We start from the raw sequence: 19,932 nt of genomic DNA on the forward strand, positions 1-19,932 counted from the left end.
GTGGCCATTTTGCAAGTGTTCCTGGCCGGCGCTATTGTAGTTTGCCAATAAGGGTTATAGTAACATAAAGTATTTTTTAATGTATGTTCATCCTCCCGCCACGGCATTTCGTCAATCATTTACCCTTGTTGGTACAACGGTTGAATAACCGTTTCGTCCTGCGGATATATTTGGTAATTGTTGCATTGTAAAACCCCGCTGCATGAAGAAAATTGTACAACTGCTTACAGCTATGGCTGCCGTTGTGGCCGTAACACCCGTTATGGCGCAAGACCATAGCGATTCTTTATCCATCAATGGCCTTTACCAGGCCAGCCCCGTGGCGGTTCCTTTTTTACGCATGAACCAGGATATACGCTCTGCCGGCATTGGCGAGACTGGTGTGGCGCTGCCAGGCGATAATGTTACCCATTATGCCAACCCTGCACGCATGGTGCAGGTGCAAAGTAAAAGCGCTATTAATGTGGCTTACACACCGTGGATGACCAACCTGGCTAAAAATATTGCACTATACAGCGTTTCCGGTTATTACAAATTCAGCGATGAAGATGTGTTTACGGCAGGGGTACGTTACTTTAAACAGGGCCGCCTGCAAATGACGGATGATTACGGCCAAAGCCTTGGCGAGTCATCTCCTTACGACATGGCGCTTGACCTTTCCTATGCCCGTAAAATAACAGACGAACTGCATATTGGCGCTTCTTTCCGCTACATCAATTCACGCATTATCAGCGGCAGTTACGACGGCTACAGGAATGGTTCTGCCGTGGGTGCAGACCTGGGGCTTTACTACCAGTCAAAAGCCAATGTCAAAGGCCAAAGTTGGCACCTGGGCATGGCCTTAACCAATATAGGCTCAAAAGTAAAATATGGCGCGGCCTTCAACAGTTACCAGTTACCCACCAACCTGGCGCTGGGTGTCGCTTTCAAACAAAAAATAGAAGACGACCATGAACTTATTTTTTCCACCGAGTTCAACAAGCTTTTGGTAGCGCCGGCAAACGGAAAAAACAGCTTTGGCAATACACTGCAGTACAACTTTGGCGGAGAGTACACTTATAACAGCATGTTCTCCGTAAGGGCAGGTTACAGTCATGAAAGCAAAACAACCGGCGGCCTGCAGTTTATAACTACAGGTATTGGGTTAAAGTATAAAGTGTGCCGTTTCGATATGGCGTACCTGCTGCCATCGGGCAAAGGGGCCGGTGCAATGGTTAACAACACATTCAAGCTGGGGCTGGGTTTTATACTCAAGTAGGGTGAAGAGTTTTCAGGGGGTGCCCCCAAGCTGCGCAAGGGGTCGGGCTTTCCGCTCATACTCCGCCACAGGGTCCCGCTGCAAAGGCTTCAGCGGGGTAACCGCTTCAATCCCTCACCCGACAGTGCGAAGTGATACCAACCACAGGGGCCGTACCAGGTTTGGCAGAATTGTCCGGCTATTTGGGCGTGACAAAGCGAAATGAGGTGAATGCTACAATAAGGTTAATAAGATAAGTCAGGGGCAAAACCCGGCTCAGTAGAATTGCTGTGGTACAAGAGTGCGACGCAAGGGACGCCTCATAGTAGTTCGTTCTGCCGGGCCCATAAAAATATTATTCCAGGTGTTTTTGTAAAGTATAACTATGAGAAAATTTAATACCCTCCATTTGTTGCGTTTATGTTTTGTAGCTGTGTTTGCCATGCTGCAAACGCTGGCATTGGCGCAGAGCGAAAAAGATATGGCGCCGGGCAAAATACTGGTAAAGTTTAAGCCTGCGGCTGTTGCAAGAATTCAGCAAAACAGCGCCCGGTTAACCAACGTGCAACCAGGCCGTCTAAACACCGGCCTTGCTGCGTTTGATGCTGCTGCCGGCAAGTTAAAAGCTTCCGGGCTTAAAAGGGTTTTTCCCAATGCCGGTAAAATGGAAGCCAAACAGCGTAAATACGGTCTTGATAAATGGTATGTGCTGGAGGTAGATAAGTCGGCATCGGTTAAAGCGGCGCTGGCATCATTTAAAAACCTGGGCGAACTGGAGTATGCTGAACCGGTGTACAGAATTGCCTCTATAAACCCAACTACTGTAAAGCCCCTGGGCGCGCCGGTTATAAAACCAATGGGTGCGGCTTCTGTTAACGATCCTTTCTATTCCCTTCAGTGGCACTATGAAAATACCGGTCAGACAGGTGGGTATAAGGGCGCCGATATTAACCTGCCCAATGCCTGGAAAATTACCGGTGGTACGCCCAATGTAATTGTTGATATTGTTGACGGTGGTGTGGATTATGCCCACGAAGACCTTGCCGCCAACATGTGGAAAAACGAGGCTGAACTTAATGGCCAGGATGGTGTTGATGATGATAATAATGGCTATGTTGATGATATTTACGGGTACAACTTTGCAGATAAAACAGCCGCCATTGCACCAGGCGATCACGGCACGCACGTTGCCGGCACAGTGGCCGCGGTTAACAACAATGGAATTGGCGTGGCGGGTGTTGCCGGGGGTACAGGTATTGGTGATGGCGCCAGGCTTATGAGCAGCCAGATATTTGGCGCCAACTCACCTGATGGCGCTGCCTCCGCGGCAGCTATTGTTTACGGCGCCAATAATGGAGCAGTGATTTCTCAAAATTCATGGGGCTATACTTCCCCCGGTGTTTACGCACAGGTGGTGCTGGATGCGGTAGATTATTTTACAAAAGAAGCAGGCCGCGATGAAAACGGCATTCAAACAGGCCCCATGAATGGTGGGGTAGTGTTTTTTGCCAGCGGTAACGACAATATAAATGATGAATCTTATCCTGGTTATTATCCTGCAACAGTAGCTGTAAGCGCTACCACAGTGTTTGATAATAAATCTTCCTTTTCCAACTACGGAAGCTGGGTAGATATATCTGCCCCTGGCGGCGAGCTGAATGTGCCAAATAACCAGCAGATTGCCAGCACCGTGGTGGGTAATAAATACGGCTACCTGTCTGGTACATCCATGGCCTGCCCGCATGTTTCAGGTGTAGCGGCGTTGATTGTGTCTAAGTTCGGTAAGCAGGGTTTCAGCAATGAAGACCTTAAGAACAGGTTGTTTGCCACAGTTGATAAATTTATTGCACTAAATCCGGCTTATAATGGTTTGATGGGCATAGGCAGGTTAAACGCCGGCAGGGCCGTGGAGCCAGACCAGGCATTGCCACCGGCAAAAATTTTAGACCTTGCAGGCATAAGCAATACCCAGAACAGTATAGACCTAACCTGGACAGCCCCATCAGACCCCGATAATACCAATGCGCAAAACTATACCGTGTATTATGCCACGCATAGTTTTGACAGTACGCAAAAAGATACCATTAAAAAAATTATTATCCCTAAAGCGTTGGCGGCAGGCACAAAAGAAAACTTTAACCTGTCAGGGCTGGTGCCGTCAACAGATTACTATATAGCCGTTGCGGCCAAGGATCTTTGGGGCAACGAAGCTTCATTATCAACAGTTGTTAAGGTAACCACCATGCAGGGTGCCATTATCAGCCTGCCTTCTGGTACTATTACGATGAATATAAACGTGGAAACCAGCCCACAGCAGTCAGCATCGCTGCAGTTTGGCAACAATGGCAAGGGTACGCTCGACTGGGCGTCTTCAGCGGTTCCTGTGTCATCTGAATGGGCGAGACAGGATGGATTTAATGATACGCTGCTTTATACACAATATTCGTGGGTAGGCGGTTATGTAGGTGATGATGAAGCAACGCCGTTTTCTGCTGCAACGCGTTTTTATGTAAAAGGGAAACCCTTTAACCTTACCCACATAGGTAATGGCATACAAACACAGGGAGTAGAAAAGCCTATATGGGCATACGTGTACAAAGGTGGTGAAGACCCATCCAAAGGAACGCTGCTGATAAAACAACAAATTACCGGTGCGCCGCAATGGGGTGGCCTGCATATCAGCAAACTGGATGGTATGTTCCTGTTTCAGCCAGGCGAGTGGTTCTGGATTGTGTACGAATACGATGGCGAGTACGGGCATGCGCAAGGTTACGAAAGCGGCGCGGCAGATTCTCTTGCCGGCAACTTCCTTTTCAGCAGCAACAATGGTAAAACCTGGGCCACTATTTCAAGTGTATTCCAGCCTGTAAAGTTTTATACTTATGCCCTTAGCAATGATGGTTATTTCGGCGGTTTTGTAACCATGCAGCCCAACACTGGTTCTGTTGCCGGCAATGCATCCGCTAATGTTAAGGTTAATGCCAATGCGGCCACTGTACGGAATGGTACCTACCATTTCAGGTTGCAGTTTAATTCCAACGACCTCAATAATCCTATGGCAAGCGTACCGCTTATTGTAAATGTAAGCGGCCAGAAAGCAACGCTGGCTACCAACAACGGGTTGTTTGATTGTGGCAATGTGTTCCTGGGCAAAACGGCGGAAAAAACTGTAAAGCTGTACAATGCCGGGCTTTCCAAATTGTACAATCTTACTTTCAGTTCTTCCAATAACCTGTTTACAAAAGTGGCGTTGCCCGATACGTTGTACCCCGGCGATTCTGCATCGCTTACAATAAGTTTTAAACCGGAAGCGGCCGGCCCGCAGCAGGCGGTGATAACCATTGGAAGCAATGGCGGCAGCATCAATTTGTCTGCCACCGGTAATGGAGTAGAGCCTCCGGCATTATCCTTATCCGGCGTGCCGGTTCAGATAGTGGCTAAAGCTGATTCCACCGGGAAAAACAGCTTCATCATCTCTAACAAGAATGGCAAATACCCCCTTAACTATTCTTTCCCCGAAGTGGCAGCTATTAAAAAAGCTAAAGCGGCCGGCTTACTCTCGCAAGGCAAAGAAGCGTATGGTTCTTATGTATGGATTGATGATAAAGAACCAGGCGGCCCTGTATATAACTGGAACGATATAAGCCTGAGCGGCATGGATATTACAGCCCAGCTAAGCGCCGATGCCAGAACAGCCAAACTGTTTAACCTGGGCTTTGCCATGCCGGTGTATGGGGATACCATTTCCCAACTGTACGTTACGGGTATGGGTATGCTTTCGTTTAATTATCCTGGCGCTATGAATGTATTTGGTACAGACCTGCCGCAGGAAGGAGATGGCATTAACGGTTGTATTGCGCCGTTGTGGAGCCAGGAAAGCGACCCCGTACTTAATACCGGCATGAAGGTTTTTGTTAAATACGAACCGGGCAAATTTATAGTGCAGTACAACGATGTGGAAAAATTTGAAGGCGGCTTTTGGGGTGGTGGCAGCTTCAGCCTGGGTAAGGCTACCTACCAGGTTATACTTTATTCTGATGGCAAGGTAGCGGTTAACTACAAAGATATTTCAACCGCATCCTGGGCTTATTCTGCCATGATTGGCATAGAAAACAAGACGGAAACAAAAGGCTTTAATGTGTCTTATTTCCTCAGCCCCACACCTTGGAACCCAACAGACAACAGTTCCATCTGGTTTGTGCCTGTTACACCTGATTTCATCAGTTCTGTTAAACCGCTTAACGGCGCTGTAGCACCCGGTGATAGTGTATCTGTGGAAGTAACAGCTTCGGCCAAAGGTTTGGTTGACAGTGTGTACACCAATACCCTGGCATTAACCACCAACGACCCTGTTAATGAATCGCTGGATATACCTGTAATACTAACTGTAACCGGTGTTCAGGGTGTATTGCAGAAAACAGATAGCCTGCACTTTGGAGATGTGTACAATGGCGGATCTGCTGCGCAGGATGCCATATTCCTTAATACAGGCAGCAAGCCTGTTAAGCTGGTAAGTGTAACTTTTGATAATACCGCATTCAGTACAAACATCCAGCCGGTAAACGTACCTGCCTTTTCTGAGTTGCGCATACCTGTAACCTTTAAGCCTACAGCAGTAAATGATTATGCCGGAACAGTTACCGTTGTTACAGATAACCCCTCTCAAACAAACTTTACATTTTACGTAAACGGCAAAGGCATAGCAGCGCCTGGCATACAGTACAGTTTGGAAGGCGGCCAAAGTAAAACGCTGAACATAAACGAAACGGCTGATGGCAAAGTAAAAATTACTAACAACGGCGCCAGCGATCTTAAAGTGATGCTGCAACACCCGCAATGGCTACAGTTGCCGCAGGATGGCAAAGGTGTTGGTAACGGCTTGGCGAATGCGCATACTTACACTGTGCACAAATCAATGGACAGCGCTACCGCCGCTTATAACTGGATAGAACTGGCGGATGGGCTGGGTACACCTACCATTGTTGACCAGCAGGCCCCGCCATACCAGGAAATTAAGCTACCATTTTCACTGCCCTTCTACGGTAAAAATTACCAGTCTGTATTCCTGAATTACTGGGGAGATGTTTACCTGGAAAACCCTGGCAATGCACTGGAGAAAATAAAAGGCGGCCTGCCTGCGCCTACAGCGCCCAATGGGTTTATTGCTACAGCCAATGTACCCATGTACCGTTCATTTAATTTCGATACGCGTAAGTACGATGGAGAGATATATTATCATGCCGATACCAACAGGCTGGTGATTGAGTTCTATAAGGTGATTTATTTTAATTTCTTCGCCAGCGGAACTGTAACCTACGAAGTGATTATATACAAAGACGGCCGCATAAAAACTCAGTATAAAGAGGGGGAAACAACCGCTAACTATACGCATAATTTTACCGTGGGTATAGAAAACCAGGATGGCACGGATGGTATTATGGCCTTTAACCAAACCGCTTTCTGGAAAGACAAGGGCGCCATAGAATTTGTACCTTCTTTGGCTTATACGGTAAAGGCAGGCGAGTCAATTGAATTGCCTGTTACGTGGACTACTACCAGCATGACGGACGGCGTGTACAAAGACTGGCTGAGGATTGCCACGAACGACCCATTGCAGCAATCTGTTGATATACCCTTGGAGCTTACGGTAACCGGTAGTTATGATACAGACCCCGTTGACACCATTGCTTATGGTAATGTGATTGCCGCTGTAGATGGAAACGGAATGGCTAAGCAATACAGTAAACCATTTACCATCAGCAATAAAGGTTACAAAACGGTTACCCTTAACAGCGCCACCTTCAGTTCCGATAAACTGGCCTTTAACTGGGATGTATCATTCCCCGTTGTGCTGGCCCCCGGCGAAACCTATAAGACAAATGTGTTCTTTACGCCGGATGCCACCCTTACAAGCTTTAACGAAAAACTTACGGTAACTACCGACCAGCCGGGAATGGAAACATTTGACATACCCGTAACCGCGGCAGTGGCTTTACCCCCGGTAATTACTACCGACAGTGCCGCCATTAACATTGTTATGCAGCAGGGCGATACCGCTGTGCGTTACCTGCAAATAAACAATGAAGGCGAAAGTGACTTAAATTATTCACTTGGGTTTATGTACCGCAGGCCGGGCATTACCTACAACAGTTTGGGTAAGCCGGTTATCATTAACAAAACACAGCCAAAACAAGGGCAACATATAGGTACATACGGCGCTGGAGGCCACGCACCCATAAGCCTGTTTGGAACACAGGATGGCAATTTCGCCGATTCCATCATCATGCCTGTGCCCGGCAACAACTTTATAGAGTATATGGGTTCTTCAGATGACAATAATCCCATTACTACCGTTACCAGGTTTAACACGGGGGGCAGATCTTTCAACCTGTCGCATATCGGTAACGGGTACCGCACATCGTCTCTAAATAATGGTAGCGCTACCCTGCGCATCAGGCTGGGCAGCAATATTAATTCGTCAACTGTGGTGCGTGAGCAAACCGTACAACTGCCAGCGGATACAAGCGGAACTTATATTACCGTTAAGCTGGACAGTGCCCTGCTCCTGTACCCCAATGAAGATTTTTGGGTAGAGTGGGAGTATGCCAACGGCATGCAGTTTCCGCAGGCGGTACAATTCGTGCCTAATGACCAGGTATTGCAAGGCTCTTTCTATTACAAGTTTCCCTTTGAAACCGCTTTCAGTGAAGATTTTTACCCATGGCGCTACGTAGTTAACGCTTATGCGCAAGACGACAGCAGCGCCAACAAAGGCTGGTTAATGGTTGAGCCGTCTGCACCCGGTACAGTGCAAAAAGGTAAGTCTCAAGAGCTTACGGTTACTGTAACAGGCCCGCTGGTACCGCCACCGGCAGAATCAGCAGACATCATCATTCGCTCCAACGACATCAATACGCCGGAAGCAAAAGTGCGGGTGAATGTGCGTATTGACCAGGCGCCATACCTTACACGCCACGATACATTAACAGTAAATGAAGGCGATACGTTGCGTTATGCTATTCCTGCGAAAGATGATGAGAATGGTGAAATAACCATCACCGCTACCGATACGGAAAACGTGGCCATAGAAAAAGATTCCGTAAGCCGTTTTGTTTATACGCCGGGTTATGCAGATTCAGGCTGGCATTGGTTTGAAATAGAGCTGAGCGACAATTACAACAACAAACGTAAAGATACCCTGCTGGTTAATGTGCTTAACATAAACCGTGCGCCAAAAGTAACCGGCCATACCGATACGCTTACGCTGTATGTTGGCAGTGCCGCATGGCAGAAAGACCTAAACACCGTGTTCAGCGATGAAGATGGCGATACCTTAACCTACAGCTTTAACGGAGATACCACCAGCCTGGCCGATGTGTTTGTAAGCGGCGGCTTGCTGAGTATAATCCCTAAAGACAGCGGCACAGTACAGTTACGCTTTACGGCCACCGATCCATTTGCAGCAGCGGCTTCTGATACGCTGGTGTTGGTTGTTAAACGCAACACCGTTCCCGAAGCTTCGGCTATACCTAACCTGGTAGTGGAAGCAGGCGCACCGCCACGCAGGTTCGATGTAAGCGCATGGTTCAGCGATGCGGATGGCGATGCCCTTACTTATACCGCTACGGTTGACAGCGCGGCACTGGCTACTGCATCCTTCAATGGCAGCGATATTGCCTTAACAGGCATTACTGCCGGCAACACCATCGTGCATGTAACAGCCAGCGACGGCAATGGCGGTACGGTAACGGGAAGCTTTATGCTTACCGTGCTGAACAATAAGGGCAATATTGTTAACGATTACCATATTACCGTAGCGCCCAACCCTGTGCGCAGCATTGCCAATATACGCTTCCAGTTGGGTACAGATAAAAAAGTGCGTATAGACCTGCTGGGCATGAATGGTAAACTGCAGGCCGTGTTGTTTGATGGAAACAAACAGGCGGGCAACCAAAGCATACAGGCCAACCTCTCCGGCCTGGCTGCCGGTAACTACCTGCTGCGGTTTACGATAGATGGAAAAACAGGCATTGTTCAAATAGCTAAATTGTAGTCATTCAGGTTAAATCCAATACTGGCGGCCCCGTTTTTTCCGGGGCTGCCTTTTTTACAAAGCCGGTATTACAAAGTATACGTTGTGCGGTATTGGCACGTAATATTTGCAGGCAATTTTATGGGCCCGGCAGAAGGAACGCCCCATCCCCTGAAGGGGTGTTTTTATGAGCCCGGCACCAGGAATAAGAATGAGGCTTTACTTGCGTCGCACTCTTGTACGCCTTGTCCGCTGTTCAGCTTGCCCGCATGATAGCATGCCAAAAAATGCATCCTGCCCTGTAATTGTATCATTCCATATTAAATGTTGTAAGTTGTGCAGGCACAAACAATAACAAATTACTACTCTCATATTATGGGTAAAAAAGAAGTGCGGGGATTTCTTTGGTTGCTAACCGGCTGGATGCTGTTTATTTTCTTCCTGATGACACCGGAGGTTTTTTTTGTTAATCCCGGCTACCTGGCTACCAAAACCTTTGCTGTACAATATGGGGTTTTCGGGCTTATTAATTTCGTAATGTTTTACATAGCCTCCTTCTTTATTACGCCCCGTTATTTCAGGCCCAAAAAATACCTGCGCTTTGTATGGGCCTGTATAGGCATGATTTTCTTTTTTGGTGTGTTTAAGTATTTTGTCGGTTACCTGTTTGGGGATATTGTATTAAAGCAGTTCCGCATGCTGGAAAAAAATGAATTTTCAGTAGCCGTTCATTTTTTTATTGTTACCATACGTAACTCCGGCCTTTGCCTGTTAATGGGTGTAGCGCACCGCAGCTTTTTTGACTGGATTGCTTCTGAAAAAAAGAAGCGTGAACTGGAAACGCAAAAGCATGCGGCGGAAATGGCTTTTTTGAAGATGCAGGTAAACCCGCACTTTTTGTTTAATGCGTTGAACAACCTGTTTTCGCTGGCTACCATTGAGCGAAGCAGCAAAACGGCCGACGGTATAATGAAGCTTAGCCACATGATACGTTACATGCTGTACGAGAAAGAGGACAGCAACAACCGTGTAAGCCTGCAAAAAGAAGTAGATTTTCTCAACAGTTTTATTGACCTGGTAAAGTTGCGTTATGATGGCGGCATTAATATCAACTTTTCTATTGAAGGCAATATAACCCACCAGCGCATACCGGCCTTACTGTTGTTTCCTTTGCTGGAAAATGCGTGCAAGCATGGTATTCTTGACGATCCCTTAAAGCCCGTTAACATAGAGCTTGCCATTACCGGTACACAGCTAAAATTTACTGTAAACAACTATATTAACAGCTATCTAAAGGATAAAACCGGTGGCATTGGCCTGGAGAATGTAAAGAAGCGGTTGGAGTTGATGTACCCGGGAAAGCATTCTATAGATATAGAGAATAGTGGTGGGCAGTTTTTTGTAACGATAAAGTTACCGCTGTAAGGTGTTGCCTGTTATTTATGGGGGTAAAATGCCATATACCAATAATGGCGGGTTGCTGCGTAAAGAGATATAGTACAAGAGTGCGACGCAAGGGACGCCTCATAGTAGTTCCTTCTGCCGGGCCCATAAAAGCCTTAAAACGCGTAGCGTTTAACCCCATAAATTACCATTAAAAAATCATAAGTCTGTGGCAGAACCCCAAATTATTGCCAATTTCAAGGCTGCGTACCTATACAGTTACCTATCTTAAACGCATGCTGAAATGCCTGATTATTGACGACGAACCCCTGGCGGTAAAACTGCTGGAAGAATATGTGCGAAAAGTGCCTTTTCTGCTGCATGCCGCATCAAGCCATAACCCCGTAGAGGCACTGGTATCTTTAAACACTTCCCCCGCCGACCTTATTTTTCTTGACATACAAATGCCCCAGCTTACGGGCATACAGTTTATGCAGGTGCTGCAAAACAGGGCCCAGGTAATTATTACTTCCGCCTACCAGGAATATGCTATTGACGGCTTTGAGCACAATGTGGTGGATTACCTGCTGAAGCCTATTTCTTTTGAGCGTTTTTATCGCGGTGTGGAAAAAGCGTATAAACTAAAGTTTCCGTCTGAGCCGCCCAGGGCCATGCCCGACTGGCAACCCAAAACCGGCGGTTACATTTTTGTAAAGGTAGAAACCAGGATGGTGAGGGTAGAACTGGACGACATTTGCTATGTGATGGGCTTAAAAAACTATGTATCTATTTTTACCAAAACGCAACGCATTGTTACCCTGCAAACCATGAAGCAACTGGAAGATACGCTGCCGGCCAACCGTTTTGTGCGGGTGCATAAATCTTACATGGTTGCGCTTGACAAAATTGTGAGCGTAGAAAAACAGGAAATTTTTGTGAAAGATACCGCCATACCTATCGGCAACATGTACGCCGAACAATTCTTTAAACTGCTGGCGGGGTAACATTAAAAGGTTAATATCCAGTGCCGCGGCAAACTTTACCCGGTAATCAAACGTATACTATCAAACTAAAGATTTTTCAGGGCTGTACGTGCAAAGCCCTATTTTTACAGGCCTATCACCAATTGTAGCGAATGAAGTATTTTGTACGGCAGCTTTTTGTTTGTATTTGCAGTGGAATGTTTTTTTGTGCTGCCGGGCAGATGGATTCATCCATTATTGCACCCGGTGCGGAGATACAGTTTAACGGTGACTCAGATTCCACCATTTACATGGTAGCGGATATTAATATTACCGGCTACAAAAGAACCAAACCATATATTATTGAAAGGGAAATACCTGTAAAACAGGGGCAATACCTGTCAAAGACCGACTTGAAGGCCAAACTGCTGCTTGCCCGCCAGCAGGTTATGAATACCGCATTGTTTGTATATGTGAACGTATATATAGCGGAGCAAAAGGGCAACCTGCTTTTTATTAACGTGGATGTAAAGGAACGGTGGTACTTTTTTCCTATACCTTACTTTAGCCTGATTGACCGCAATTTTAACCAGTGGTGGGTGGAGCAAAAGCGGGATTTTAACCGTACCAATTACGGTCTTAAGTTTTTGCAGCAGAATGTAAGCGGCCGTAACGATGAGCTGCAGGTATGGTTTATTAATGGTTACAGCCGCCAGGTATCGCTGCGTTATGTTCAGCCCTTTGCAGATAAGTCTTTAAAGCATGGTTTCAACATAGGTTTTGGCTACGCCATGCAGCGTGAGCTGAATTATGGCTCTGTAATGAACAAACAGGTGTTTTTTAAAGATGAACAAAATTTTGTTCGTAAGAATTTCCGGGTAGATGCCAGCTACCTGTACCGGCCCGCCATTAAAGCCAGGCACAGCTTCAGGATTGGCTATACCTCTGAAAGCCTTTTGGATACCATTGTAAAACTTAACCCCAATTATTTTGAAAATGGGATAAGTAAGATTAATTTCCTGGAAATTGGGTATGGATTACAATACTTTAATGTTGATTATATACCTTACCCCACCCGTGGGCTTATAGCCAATGCATCCTTTACCAAAAAGGGTTTTAGCAAGAATATGAACGCCTGGATATTCCAGGCATCCGGCACATACACAATACCGTTAAGAAAGAAAACATTGCTGCAGTTTCAGGGGGTTGGCAGTCTTAGCCTGCCGCTTGACCAGCCTTATTACAACCAGCGGCTTTTTGGCTATGGGGAAATGTATATGCGTGGCCTGGAGTATTACGTGGTGGATGGTGTAGCGGGTATAATGGGCCGCGTTACCGGCAAGCAGGAACTGTTCTCCATACGTGTACGGACCCTGCTTAAAAATCCCGCTTACAGGCAGGTGCCTTTCCGCTTTTTTATAAAAGCCTATGGCGATGCAGGTTACGCTTATGGCCGCAACACAGGCAGCAGCACCCTTACCCATAAGCCGCTGCGTACATGGGGCGTTGGCCTTGATATTATAACTATTTATGATGTAGTGTTTAAGCTGGAGTACAGCTTTAACCAGTTGGGCGACAGGGGATTTTACTTTCACACACGGGAAGATTTTTAGATTTATAGGGGGTGCCCCCAAGCTGCGCAAGGGGTCGGGCAGAACTACGTTCGCAACCTTCGTCAAAGCAACATTTAGTTGCTTTTCCTCGTTTGTGCTCATACTCCGGCACAAAAGCCCTGCTGCCATGGCCTCACCGGGGGAACTGCGTTAGCAACCTTCGGCAAAGCAACTAAACGTTGCTTTGACTTGGTTGTGCTTCAATCCCTCACCCTCAGGTGAAACATCCTGCTTCTTTATAAACCGCTCTGTGCGCTGCGCACAAATAATGCTACCCATGTGCATACAGACCGGATAAATTTTGATTAAATCCTTCCCCATTGCTGCGCCAAGCACATATTTTTAGGTTCTTTGCCGGGCCAAAGCGAAATTTTGGTGGTATTTTGCAGCGCTGTATCAAGCATCCGCCAGGCCGGTGATGCAGGGTAGCTGTTAAACTAAGCCGCGGAAATTACAAATACAACTTTAATGACAGTAGCAATATATAGCCGCGGACTTGAAGATGACCTGCAAACCCAGTTATTAACCCTGTTGCAGGAGCTGCACCGCCAAAACATAAGCATATTGCTGTACAAGGCCCTTGCCGATCAGTACCCTGCACTGTTTAATCACGGTTTCGCTTTAAGTGTTTTTGAAAATTCCAAACAGTTAAGCAGCTCTATAGATTGCCTGATAAGCCTGGGTGGCGATGGTACCATACTGGATACCGTTACCCTGGTTAGGGATAAAAACATTCCTATACTGGGTATTAACTTTGGCCGGCTGGGCTTTTTGGCCAGCATAGGCAAAGAAGAGCTTACCTCTGCCGTAGATTCGCTGGTAAACAGTTCTTACGTAATAGATAAACGAACCCTGGTGCACCTGGATGCCAGCATACCCCTTTTTGGAGATGCCCCTTTTGCATTAAATGAATTCGCCATACATAAACGCGATATTTCGCCCATGATAAAAATCCATACCTATTTAAACGGGGAATTCTTAAATACCTATTGGGCAGATGGGCTCATCGTTTCCACACCCACGGGTTCTACGGGCTACAGCATGAGTTGCAATGGCCCCATAGTTTTTCCTGAATCTTCCAGTTTTTTAATAACCCCGGTTGCACCGCACAACCTTAATGCACGGCCTATTATTGTGGCAGACAGCAATATCGTTTCCTTTGAAATAGAGGGCCGGGCAGACCAATTTATCTGTGTGCTGGATGCCCGCAGGGAAATTGTTGACAAAACAGTGCAACTGGCCATTAAAAAGGAAAATTTTACCGTAAGCCTGGTAAGGTTGAATGAAAACAGCTTTCTTTCTACCCTGCGCACCAAGCTTACCTGGGGGCTTGATAAAAGAAATTAATTGGGAGCACACGAAAATATCAGGATTTTCGTTATTACATTCATTATTAACTTGCGACATGCTTAGAAAAATATTCATTATCCTTATAGTATTGGGTTCTTCATTGGGTGTAAAAGCACAATATGAGAGTTATGTACAGGAAGGGGAGTTTGGCTTATCCATTGGCCTGGGCCATTATTTTGGCGATTTAAATACCCGTGCGGCCCTTAATCGCCCCAAATTTGCCGGTGGCGCTTTCTTTCGCAAGCAATTCAGTAATTATATTGGTTTAAAAATAGCGGCTAACTATGCACGCCTGGGCTATTCTGACATTTACAGCAGTAATGAAACCCAAAAACGCCGCAACCTTAGCTTCAATACCAATCTTTGGGAATTTTCTTTAAGTGGCGATTTTAATTTCTTTAAATTCTACCCCGGGGTAGAAGGCTACCATTATACGCCTTATGTGTCGCTGGGGGTAGGTTTGTTTTCATACGATCCCTTCGCATACCTCAACGGGCAAAAATATTTCTTGCGTCCGCTGGGTACAGAAGGCCAGGGCTCCACAGCTTATCCTGAAAGAAAGCAGTACAGCACTATGGCACTCTGCTTTCCGCTGGCTTTTGGTTTTAAATACAATGTAAACGACAATATTAACGTGTTTGCAGAAGTTTGCTACCGTTTTACCGGTACAGACTACCTGGATGATGTAAGCACTGTTTATGCAGGTGAAGAAGCTTTTATTGTGCCTTCCACCGGTACTATTTACCTGCCGGATGGCTCTGTAAACCCTGCTTACCTGCTGCAGGACAGAAGCTATGAAACAGGTTCTACACCTATTGGCATTAAAGACCGCCAGCGGGGTAACAGCCAGCAGAAAGACGCTTATGCCACTTTCCAGATTGGCGTTTCCTTTAATATTTCTTCTTACAGGTGCCCCAAACCATAAGGGTGTACGATGTATCATGTTGGGTGTACGATGTAGATAGGTGCTGCCAGTTGTATTTTTTCCAGCTAAAAAAATTCAGATTTGCCCGGATGGGCAAATTTTTTTTATGTACCGGGCTGAAGTATTTTATGGCATCGCCTGTTGCGTCGCAGTCCGTTCATCGTTCTGTTCATTGGGCGGCTTTTCAGACCCGGGTAGAAGTTTTGGTTGTTCAATGCTTTTTGTTTAACGTTCCATGTTAGCGGCTCTGCCACCATACCGAAAGTACACTGCATTAACAGAAAGTAATGTCAACAGACGGGTAACCTGCAACTGGTAACCGGTAACTGTTTTTCGGGTGAGGGATTGCAGCGGATACCCCGGTGAGGCCATGGCAGCACAGGCCTTGTGCCGGAGTATAAGCGGAAAGCCCGACCCCTTGCGATAGCTTGGGGGCACCCCCAAAAAACAAGTACGAAGTTTGAAGTACGAAGTACTTTTTTTATGTAAGATTTTTGATGTGGGATGTACGATGTAAAACCATATTGTCAACTGTACAAAGCTGACTGACCTTCGTCCCCCTCGCCATTTACCACTCACCCCTTGCCATAATGATGTGGGCTGTACTATGTACTTAGTAACCCGTACCTGCTTATAATTCATCTTTACCTGCAGCAAAACATTCTCCCCATCATGTTTTCATTTTACTACCTTTGGCGCTTGTTAATGTAATTTCCAGATGGATGATTTAACCGGTAAGATTGATAAAACCCGATTGCCACGCCATATAGCTATCATAATGGATGGTAATGGCAGGTGGGCCAAAGAAAAAGGTCATGACAGGCTATATGGCCACTACCAGGGGGTGGAAAGCGTACGCAATATTGTAGAATCTGCCGCGGAAATAGGCGTGGAGTACCTTACTCTGTACGCTTTTAGTACCGAAAACTGGGACAGGCCGGAGTACGAAGTAGTTGGCCTGATGGAACTGCTGGTAGATACCATTCGCAAAGAAGTACCGGTACTGAATAAAAACAACATACGCATGCACGTAATAGGCAATATTGAAATGTTGCCCCAACGTGCCCAGCAAAGCCTGCAGGAAGCCCTGGATGAAACCAGTGTTAACAATGGCCTTAACCTGGTACTGGCCCTTAGCTACAGCAGCCGCTGGGAATTGGTGAACGCGGTTAAGAACATTGCGCAGGATGTTAAAGATGGCAAAATGGACCCCTCTACCATAACGCAGGATACCCTGCAGCAGTACCTTACTACCAGCGAATTTCCTGATCCGGAACTGATGATACGTACCAGCGGGGAGTACCGCATCAGTAATTTTCTTTTGTACCAGTTGGCTTACGCGGAATTGTATTTTACCAATACACGCTGGCCGGACTTTAGAAAAGAAAACCTTTACGAAGCCATTCTTGACTACCAGGGCCGCGAAAGAAGGTTTGGAAAAATAAGCGAACAAATACAGCAGGAAGCTGAAATACATTAATAACATGTGTTATACAGCTATTGCACCCCCTTTTTTGAGGCATAAGTGTTTCTGGGATACCTTATTATCTACTAAGGTAGAATTAACAAACACTTTTAAATATTCCCGTTAATTTGCCGCACTTAAAACTTTTTATACCTGCTGGAGAAAAGCCTCTGACAGAACCCCGGAATAAAACATCCATTTTGATGCAGAAATTGTGTAAACTTTTTGTCCTGTCTTGTATAACTACTTGCATTTGCAGTGTCCTATACGCACAGGTGCCGGAGCAGACTGATACATCCGTTACCTCCCTGGATGCCGACCTTCTGAACATCTTTAACCAGAAGAATCCCAAAAAATACAAGATTGCCAATATAAAAATTACCGGTAACAAGTATTTTGACCAGGCTTTGCTGCTATCCGTGGCAGGCATTAACACCGGGGATGAAGTGGTAATACCCGGTGGCGACAATTTTTCCAAAGCCATCATGAAACTTTGGAACCAAAACTATTTCAGCGACGTAGAAATATACATTACCCGGCTGGAGGGAACAGAGATAGATGTTGAAATAGCTGTATCGGAAAGGCCAAGGCTGTCTAACTTTTTCTTCAGAGGGGTAAGGAAAACCGAACAGGAAGACCTGAGCGGTAAAACCGGGCTCATTAAGGGGCGTGTGGTTACCGAAAACATGAAAATGACAGCGGTAGATGCCATTCGTAGGTTTTACTTTGAAAAGGGTTTTCGTAATGTGCAGATAAACATAAATGAAAAAAGGGATAGCGGTTATGAAAACTCCATGGTGCTCACCTTCAATATTAACAAAGGCGGTAAAGTAAGAATTAATACCATCAATTTTGGCGGAAACACAGTAAGCGAAGGCAAACTGAAAGGCCAGTTAAAGGGTACCAAAGAAAAATCCCGTCTTACACTTTTTCCGCCCAAAGACAGTGGCGGCCTGTTTGTACCTAAAGTGTACACTTTTAAACAATACCTGAGCGATTACGGCTTTTTAGTACCCAGCAAAACCAAAAAACTGCTGGACCCCTATTTCAGGTTTAAAATATTCAGTTCGGCCAAATACGATGAAAAGAAATACCTGGAAGATAAAGAGCATATTATTGAATACTATAACTCTTTGGGTTACAGGGACGCGGCTATTGAACAGGATTTGATTTACCCCAGTACCAAAGGCAACATAAACATAGATATAAAAGTTAACGAAGGCCGCAAGTACTACTTTGGCAATATAACCTGGAGGGGTAATACCAAGTACGGCGATTCTTTGCTGAATGTGATTCTTGGAATTCATAAGGGTGATACTTACAATATAGACATCCTGAATAAAAAGCTGGGCCGCTCCGCTTCTCCCGAAGGTGGCGACATCAGCAGCCTGTACCTGGATGATGGTTACCTCTTCTTCCAGGCCAACCCCGTTGAAACCGCTGTGTACAACGACACGATTGATTACGAGATACGTATGACGGAAGGCCCGCAGGCTACCCTGAAAAGGGTAACTATTGCCGGTAACGATAAAACCAAAGAACACGTAATACGCCGTGAACTGAGGACGATACCCGGTGAAAAATTCAGCCGCGAAGCATTGATACGTTCTACCCGTGAGCTGGCTAACCTGGGTTACTTTAACCAGGAAAAAATTAACCCCGGCGTAGTGCCCAACCCCGAAGACGGAACAGTGGATATTAACTGGACGGTGGAGGAACGCTCCAACGACCAGTTAGAACTGAGTGCCGGTTTTGGCGGTGGCATTGGTTTAACGGGTACGCTGGGTGTGTCTTTCAATAACTTCTCTATTAAAAATATATTCCACAAAGAAGCATGGGACCCGTTGCCCACCGGTGACGGACAAAAACTCAGCCTTCGTGTACAGAGTAATGGCCGTGCTTACCGCTCTTACAACATATCGTTTACAGAACCCTGGCTGGGCGGTAAAAAACGAAACCAGTTTTCCGTTAACCTGTACGATACCAAATTCAGCAACGCATACGATCCGCTTACGGGCAGGTACACCAGCGAGGCAGCTAACAACTCTTATTTCAAGACCACCGGTATGTCTGTAGGGCTTGCCAAGCAGTTAAAATGGCCGGATGACTATTTCTCACTTGGTTTTACCCTTAGTTATGTGCGTTACCATTTAAAGAATTACGCTATTGACCAAAACCTCAAGCTGAGCGACGGCACACTCTTCAACAATGGGTTTTCCAATAACCTTAGCTTAAAGATTGCGCTCTCCCGGTCATCGGTAGATGCGCCGATCTTCCCACGGTCAGGCTCCAACTTTATGGTGAGCCTTCAGCTAACGCCGCCTTATTCAGCCTTTAATAAAAATGTGGCTACCCAATCTAATCCTTACGAGTGGATTGAATACCATAAATGGCGTTTTACCGGTGAGTGGTATGTGCCAATAGGAAGGCCACATGGCGAGGAACGCAACAAGCAATTTGTGTTGAAAGTTGCGGCCAAGTATGGCTTCCTGGGCAGGTACACCAACAAGCTGGGCATATCTCCGTTCGAACGTTTCCAGGTGGGTGATGCCGGTATCAGCAATACCTATGCATTGCTGGGTTACGACATTATTGCGCACAGGGGCTACCCGGTTTACGAAAGCTCTGACCCGCGTGTAAACCCTGACCAACAGGGTGCTTCACAATACTTTACCATGTTCAATAAATATACGCTGGAGCTTCGCTACCCTTTAAGCCTTAACCCCAGCAGTACTATTTACGGCCTTACTTTCTTTGAAGCCGCCAATGGATGGTACAGCTTTAAAGACTATAATCCATTTAAACTACGCCGTTCCGTGGGTATTGGCATGCGCTTCTTCCTGCCTATGTTTGGCCTGCTTGGCTTTGACTATGGTATTGGCCTTGACCGCTTTACACCAGGCAGCGGGCTTAAGGATGCCGCAAGATTTACCTTTATGTTAGGCTTTGAACCTGAATAATATTA

General features: G+C 46.2%; 9 protein-coding genes. All 9 read left to right on the forward strand.

Annotated features, from left to right (window positions below):
* Window positions 1-202: 202 nt before the first annotated feature.
* The 9 genes from F0364_RS00210 (at window position 203) to F0364_RS00250 (ending at window position 19,927) form a co-directional block, all read left to right on the forward strand.
* Window positions 203-1,258: a PorV/PorQ family protein gene (locus F0364_RS00210; protein ID WP_153795745.1), complete on the forward strand. Its 1,056-nt coding sequence runs from the start codon at window positions 203-205 to the stop codon at window positions 1,256-1,258.
* A gap of 364 nt (window positions 1,259-1,622) precedes the next feature.
* Entirely contained in the window at window positions 1,623-9,290 is a 7,668-nt protein-coding gene (locus tag F0364_RS00215) for a S8 family serine peptidase (protein WP_153795746.1), read from the forward strand.
* A gap of 354 nt (window positions 9,291-9,644) precedes the next feature.
* Complete coding sequence (locus tag F0364_RS00220; protein ID WP_153795747.1) at window positions 9,645-10,694, forward strand: sensor histidine kinase; 1,050 nt, start codon at window positions 9,645-9,647, stop codon at window positions 10,692-10,694.
* A 254-nt stretch (window positions 10,695-10,948) separates the two neighbouring features.
* Complete coding sequence (locus F0364_RS00225; protein WP_153795955.1) at window positions 10,949-11,656, forward strand: LytR/AlgR family response regulator transcription factor; 708 nt, start codon at window positions 10,949-10,951, stop codon at window positions 11,654-11,656.
* Between the two features lie 131 nt (window positions 11,657-11,787).
* A complete protein-coding gene (locus tag F0364_RS00230; protein WP_153795748.1) occupies window positions 11,788-13,227 on the forward strand; it encodes a POTRA domain-containing protein in 1,440 nt (479 codons plus the stop codon).
* A gap of 468 nt (window positions 13,228-13,695) precedes the next feature.
* Window positions 13,696-14,574: an NAD kinase gene (locus F0364_RS00235; RefSeq protein WP_153795749.1), complete on the forward strand. Its 879-nt coding sequence runs from the start codon at window positions 13,696-13,698 to the stop codon at window positions 14,572-14,574.
* Window positions 14,575-14,632: 58 nt separating this feature from the next.
* Window positions 14,633-15,502, forward strand: a complete 870-nt coding sequence (locus tag F0364_RS00240; protein ID WP_153795750.1) for a DUF6089 family protein — start codon at window positions 14,633-14,635, stop codon at window positions 15,500-15,502.
* A 718-nt stretch (window positions 15,503-16,220) separates the two neighbouring features.
* Complete coding sequence (uppS, locus tag F0364_RS00245; RefSeq protein ID WP_153795751.1) at window positions 16,221-16,982, forward strand: undecaprenyl pyrophosphate synthase; 762 nt, start codon at window positions 16,221-16,223, stop codon at window positions 16,980-16,982.
* A gap of 260 nt (window positions 16,983-17,242) precedes the next feature.
* Window positions 17,243-19,927 carry a BamA/OMP85 family outer membrane protein gene (locus tag F0364_RS00250; protein ID WP_235920970.1) on the forward strand — a complete coding sequence of 895 codons (2,685 nt, stop codon included), beginning with the start codon at window positions 17,243-17,245 and terminating at the stop codon, window positions 19,925-19,927.
* Window positions 19,928-19,932 lie beyond the last annotated feature (5 nt).

The sequence above is a fragment of the Foetidibacter luteolus genome (assembly GCF_009650435.1).
GTDB lineage: Bacteria > Bacteroidota > Bacteroidia > Chitinophagales > Chitinophagaceae > Foetidibacter > Foetidibacter luteolus.